The sequence below is a fragment of the Kitasatospora sp. NPDC007106 genome (assembly GCF_040634455.1).
GTDB lineage: Bacteria > Actinomycetota > Actinomycetes > Streptomycetales > Streptomycetaceae > Kitasatospora > Kitasatospora arboriphila.
In genome coordinates, this window is record NZ_JBEYFP010000331.1 from 1 (window position 1) to 6,468 (window position 6,468).

Below are 6,468 nucleotides of genomic sequence, written 5' to 3' on the forward strand. Positions count from 1 at the left end.
CCCCGCTCCGCGCCTCTTTGGGGGGGGGGGGGGGGCGCGCGTCCGGCGGGCCCCCCCGCCCCGTCTCAGTCGCCGACGGTCAGGACGACCGTGACACGCCTGGTGTACAGGTTGACGGCGCGGACCTCGACGACCACGTCGTCGCCGGCCTTGAGGTCGACGCCGCTGCGTTCGGCGTGGCCGGAGACGGGCACCAGGGCCTGGACGCCCTCGGCGACCTCGACGAAGAACCCGATCGGAGCGGTCGCCGTCACCCGGGCCCGGATCCGCCGCCCCAGCGTCGTCCGGGCGAACTCCTGGAGGGGATCGGGGAACAGGTCCTTCAGGGAGAGCGACACCTCGCCCCGCTCCAGATCGACGCCGAGGACGACGACGCTCACCTCGTCCCCGACGCCCGCCACCTCGGAGACGTCGGCGACGTGCCGCCAGGACAGCTGCGGCACGGCGACGAGTCCCTCGACCCCGTCACCGATGTCCACCAGGACGCCGAAAGGGGCGACGGACGACACCACGCCCGTACGCACCTCGCCGGACCGCAAGGCTTCGATGCCGTTCTCGTGCACCGCTGCACCCTCCCTCGAACCGCTGTTCCCCGAAACATCCCATCGGCGTCACTCTGGCCGACTTGAGCATCGCGGTTCACATTCGACCACTTGATTTCGGTGATGGGCGAGTTGAATTGAGATGTGCTCCCGGCCGGTGATCTCCGACGCCGAGCTCGGGCTCGACACCGGTGCCCACGGCGCAATTTGACGTGTTCGCGGCGCCACGGTCGACATTGCCTGACGGGCAATTCGAACCTGTCGCACTCTCATCCCGGTTACTGTGCCGACGCACTATGCTTCCGCCACCTGGTCCTCACGCTTTTCGCACCATCTGATCGGTTTGAACGGAGTCACCCGCATGGCCCACCGCCGCTCCGGACAGCACGGCGCCGCAGACCCCCTGAGGCCGCTACTGGAGTCCTGGCAGAAATCCCTGATCGACCTGGGCTTCCGCAACCGCTTGGTGCATTACCGGCGCAGCAGCAAGCAGGCGGGTGCGGACATCACCGCACCGGGGCTGGGGCAGGTGTTGGAGGCGCTGCCCAAGGGATGCCTGTTCGCCGCGGTGCCGGAGAGCACCTCCGCCGCCGTTCAGCTGCAGAAAGGACCGGCCGCGCATCCCGGCGACGCGGTCGGGACCCTGACCGGCAGCCGTCCCATCGACACCCCCGCCTCCCGGACGGGCGGCGGCACCGCCCGGACCACCCTGAGCACCACCAAGGCGACCCAGGCCGAACAGGACAGGCACCTCAAGCGCCTGGCGACCGTCGCGCAGGAGAAGTACAACGACTACGGCCTCTGGGTGCTGCACCTCGGCGTGGGCTTCCTCCAGTGGCGTCCTGCCGCCGACGCCGATCCCGTCACCTCGCCCCTGCTGCTGGTGCCGGTACGGCTGCGCAGATGGAAGGGCGACTCCTACCTCCTGGAGCTCAACGGGGACGAGGAGCTGAGCTTCAACCCGGCGCTGGCCGTCAAGATGGAGGAGATGGGCATCGAGTGGCCCGCTCCGGACCAGATCGAGCCCGCCGACGCCCCGGCCCTGCTGGAACAGGTCCGGCGAGCCGTCTCGGCCCGTAGCGGATGGCAGGTCAGCGAGCGCATCGTGCTGGACGCCTTCAACTCCAGCAAGGAGGTGATGTACCGGGACCTGCGGGACAACATGCAACGGATCCTGGGCAGCCCGCTGGTGCGCACCCTGGGCCTCGGCGCCGACACGGCCGGCACCGCCGACTCGCTCGGCTTCGATCCGATACCCCTGGACCGGATCGACCAGGAGCAGCCGCCGGAGAAGGCCCCGCTCGTGCTGGACGCCGACTCCTCCCAGCGCCAGTGCGTCGCCGCCGCACTCGACGGCCGCAGCTTCGTGATGGACGGCCCGCCCGGCACCGGCAAGAGCCAGACCATCACCAACATGATCGCAGGTCTGCTGGAGAGGGGCCGCAGCGTCCTCTTCGTCAGCGAGAAGGCGGCCGCACTGGACGTGGTGCGCAACCGCCTCGAACAGGTCGGCCTCGACGACTACGTCCTCGCCCTGCACAGCAACACCGCCAACCGCAAGCAGGTCGCCCAGGAGCTCGGCCGGGCTCTCAACGCACCCCGCCGCTCCTTCCCGGCCGCACGCCGCGACGAGCTCCTCACCGCCGAGGAACTGCGCCGCGAGCTCTCCGGCTACGCGGTGGCGATGAACGAACACCACGAGGGGATGAACCGGCCCCTGCACGCCGTTCTGGGACGCGTCTCGCTGCTGCACACCCTCCAGCAGCTCGCTCCGGAGCCCGAGTTCGACGCGGCGGGCCTCACCGAGGAGCGCCTGCGGGGCATCCTCGACGGTGCGCGCTGGGTGTCCTGCTCCTGGCGCCCCGCCCTGGAGGGCGAGGCGTTCGCCTGGCGCGGCCTGGGCGAGGCCGGCGGCGAACTGGACGCCCTGGCGCGAGCCCTGGAGGACCTCGCCGTCCTACGCGGCGCCCTGGCACCGCACACCCAGCTGCTGGAGACCATGGGGTGGGACGGCCTGTACGACGCCGGACGCCTCGTCGAGGCGCTGCGGTTGGGTGCCGGAAGGCCCGTCGTGCCGCTGTCCTGGATGGAGACCGATCCGACCCGGATCGCCGACGGCATCCGGGCGTTCGAGCGGCGCCTCGACACCGTGGAGGCCGCCGAACGGCGGGCGAACGAACTGCTCGGACAGCATTGGGCCGAGCTGACCGGCCCTTCGGTCGCTCCCGACCCCGGGCCGCAGGAGCTGGCGCTGGCGGACCTCGTTCCGTCCGGGCTGGATCTGTCCGGCGTCACCGCGGAGCGGGCAACCGTCCTCGCCGACCGGCTGGCGACCGATGCGGAGAACCTGGAGCGGGCCCTGCAGTTGCTGGCCATCGCCGCCCGCGTGTACGGCGTTCCCGCGCCGGAGAGCTGCGCACAGGGCCTGCGGCTGGTCGACCTGACCGAGTTGTCCCTGGCGGAACAGGGCGAGAAGCCCCCCGCGCGGTGGCTCACCCCGTCCGGTGCGGCCCAGGCCCGTACCGCCGTGCACCGGCTGTCCGACGCGGTCGCCGACCTGCGCACGACCCGCGACAAGGCCCGCGGGCACTTCACCGAACGGGTCCTGACGGAAACCGCACTGGTGGACGTCGCCCAGCGCTTCGCCACCGTGCACCGCTCGTTCACGGCGCGCATGTCCTCCTCCTACCGGGCCGACCGCCGCACCGTGCGGGCCCTGCTGCCCGAGGGTGCCAAGTGCACCAAGACGGTCCTGGCGGCGCTGCCGGACGCCGTCGCCTGGCAGCAGGCCCAGCAGCGACTGGACCAGGAGGGCCGGCGCGAGGGCGAGCTCCTCGGCCACTTCTGGCAGGGTGAGGAGACCGACTTCGCTGCCGCGGAGAAGGCACTCGGCCGCGCCGAGCGGGCCGCCGAACTGGCCCCGCGCGTTCTGGATCCCGAGGCGCTCCGCGCCCAACTCGCCCACGGCGGGCAGCCCCGCCCCGCGGCCCGCGAGGCAGCCCGGGACGCCGGCGAGCTGCTCACCACGTGGCGCGACTCGCTGGTGTTCCCGCCGCAGCCCGGCGCCCCCTGCGATCTCGAGGACGGCACCCTGGCGGACGCCGCCCGATGGAGCGGTGCCCATGTCGCGCCGCTCCGCGAAGCCGCACGGTTGCTCGAACACGTCAGCAGTGTCTCCGGCCGCGACGGCCGGACCCTGGCCGAGGCGCGCACCGCGATCGCGGCGGCCCGGGCGGCCCGCGCCGCCGACGAGGAGTTCGCCACCTGCGCCCAGCAGGACCGCGACTTCCTCGACGTGCTGTACGCCGGCCGTGCCACCGTGCGCACCGCGCTGGATCAGGCCGCGACCTGGCTGCAGCGGCTGCGGGAAACCTGCATGCCCGAGGAAGGGGTGTTCCCCGCCGACGCGGCCCGGATCCTCCACCAGGCACTTCCCGACAGCCCGCTGGAAGAGGCCAAGCGGTTCTGGGACCGTTCCTGCGTCCGGCTGGCCGGGATGTTCGACGAGCAGCGGGGGCGTGGGCTGCGCGCCGCCCTGTCCGTGACGGCGTCGGCCGAGCAACTGCTGGCCCTGCTGGACGGCGACCGCGGAGGCCCCGACGAGTGGGCGGCCTACCAGCGGGGCCAGCGGGCGCTGGAGGAGGCGGGCCTGGGCGACCTGACCGCCCGCGCCGTCCGGGCCGGCGTCACACCGGAGGACTTCCCGCAGGTGGTGGAGAAGTCCGTGCTGCACTCCTGGGCCGACCGCGTCATCCAGAACGACCCCCGCCTGGTGTGGAACCGGGCCAAGGACCGCGACGACAAGGTCGCAGCGTTCCGCGACGTCGACCGTGCCCTGGCCGAGCACGCCCGGATCCGGGTGGCGCGCACCTGCGACATGAACCGGCCCGGCGTGCTCAGCAGCCCCGGCACCAAGCTGATCCAGCACGAAGGCAAGAAGAAGAGGATGCACAAGCCGGTGCACGTGCTCCTCCGGGAGGCGGGTGAGGCGGCGCTGCGCGTCAAGCCGTGCTTCATGATGAGCCCCCTGACGGTCAGCCGGTTCCTGCCCTCGGACTTCACCTTCGACGTCGTGATCTTCGACGAGGCGTCCCAGGTCCTGCCGCAGGACGCGATCAACTGCATCTACCGTGCCAAGGCCCTGATCGTCGCCGGCGACGAGAACCAGCTGCCGCCCACCGCGTTCTTCACCGCCAGCGAGGACGAGGAGGACGACCCGTACGCCGAGGAGGAGGTGCCCCGCTACGAGTCCCTGCTCTCCCTGGCCAAGGGCAACGGGATGCTCAAGGAGCTTTCGCTGCGCTGGCACTACCGCAGCCGCCACGAGCACCTGATCGCCTTCAGCAACCGGCAGTTCTACCGCGGCGCGATGACCACCTTCCCCGGTGCGTTCTCCGAGGGCCCCGACGTGGGCGTGGCCTTCTTCAAGGCCGAGCAGGGCGTCTACCGCTCCGGTACGGCGGCCCGCAACAATCCCGGCGAGGCCGTCGAGGTCGCCCGGCGCGTCATCCACCACTTCCGTACCCGCCCCGACCGCTCGCTGGGCGTCGTCGCGCTCTCCCAGTCCCAGGCCGAGGTGATCCGGGAGGCCGTCGAACGGGAGCGCAGCCGGCACCCCGACCTGGACGAGCGCTTCTCCGACGACCGCCTCGACGGCTTCTTCGTCAAGAACCTCGAAGCGGTGCAGGGCGACGAGCGAGACGTGATCATCATGTCGGTCGGCTACGGCCCGGACGAACTCGGCAAGCTCAACCAGAACTTCGGACCCATCAACCGCAAGGACGGCTGGCGGCGGCTCAACGTCGCCGTCACCCGCGCCCGCTACCGGGTCGAGGTGGTGGCCTCCTTCGAACCCGAGGCCCTCCGGCCGTCCGCGAGCGAGAGCTTCGAACACTTCGCCCGCTATCTCAAGTACGCCAAGTACGGGCCCGTGGCGCTCGTCCAGGAGGCCGAGGACGGCGACGCCGAGCCCGAGAGCCCCTTCGAGGAGTCGGTGCTGGAGGTGCTGCGCGGCTGGGGCTACAGCGTCCAGCCGCAGGTGGGCGTCGCCGGCTACCGCATCGACCTGGGAGTGCGCGACCCGCAGCGGCCGGGCCGCTACGCCCTGGGCGTCGAGTGCGACGGCGCCATGTACCACTCCTCCAAGGCCGCCCGCGACCGCGACCGGCTGCGCGAGTCCATGCTCACCGGCCTCGGCTGGACGCTCCACCGGATCTGGGGCACCGACTGGTACCGCAACCGCGTGGCGGCCGAGGCCCGGCTGAAGACCGCCGTCGAGCGGGCCGTCGCCCGGAGCGTGAGCGTCGCCCCGCAGCGGAGCGCCCCGCCGCCCGCCGCTGCGCCGGAGGCCGGCCGGGCGTCGGCAGCACCGCCCGCCCCGGCGGCCGTGCCCACGCCTCGGCGGTCCTCGCCCAGTGGCAAGGTGCCGGTCGTGGCGGCGCTGCCGGAGTCGGCGGAACAGCGAATCCGCCACGAACTGGAGCAGCTGCGAGCGGAATTGGAGCAGCAGTCCGGCCCGACTGGGCGTGACTCGCGTCCGCGGGCCCGGACCGACCAGCAGCGCAAGCAGCGCGGGCGCACCGAGCAGCTGGAGGAGCGCGCCGCCCTGCTCAAGGCATACCTGACCGGTGACCGCAGGGCCGCGGCGGACGCCGTGTGCCCCGGCCGCCTGGTGCGGGTGGACTTCGACGGGGAGCAGCAGGAGTACGAGATCACCTCCCAGGAGCCGCACTCGACGGGCGTGGAGAAGCTCAGCCCCTTCACCCCGCTCGGGCAGGCCCTGTCCGGCCGGACGGCCGGCAGCCGTGTTGAGTACGAGCACGACGGGCGCCGCATGGCCGTGCGGTTGGTGGCGGTGAGCGACTGACGCAGCCGGCGCCGTGGGCGCAGCCCCCACCGCTGGCCGTCCCCCGCCCGGACGGCCCGG

At 72.3% G+C, this 6,468-nt stretch carries 2 protein-coding genes; one reads left to right on the forward strand and one right to left on the reverse strand.

Annotated elements, in window-relative coordinates; genetic code table 11:
• Positions 1 to 65 precede the first annotated feature (65 nt).
• Positions 66 to 563, reverse strand: coding sequence for a S1 RNA-binding domain-containing protein (locus ABZ641_RS22450; RefSeq protein ID WP_359984285.1), 498 nt, complete (start codon positions 561 to 563; stop codon positions 66 to 68).
• Between the two features lie 340 nt (positions 564 to 903).
• Between ABZ641_RS22450 and ABZ641_RS22455 the strand changes: the two genes are divergently transcribed.
• Entirely contained in the window at positions 904 to 6,408 is a 5,505-nt protein-coding gene (locus tag ABZ641_RS22455) for a DUF4011 domain-containing protein (RefSeq protein WP_359984288.1), read from the forward strand.
• The last annotated feature ends 60 nt before the right edge of the window (positions 6,409 to 6,468 follow it).

Excerpts from the sequence above, each read along its gene's own strand:
- ABZ641_RS22455 (WP_359984288.1), top strand. The coding sequence starts at position 904 with ATGGCCCACCGCCGCTCCGGACAGCACGGCGCCGCAGACCCCCTGAGG.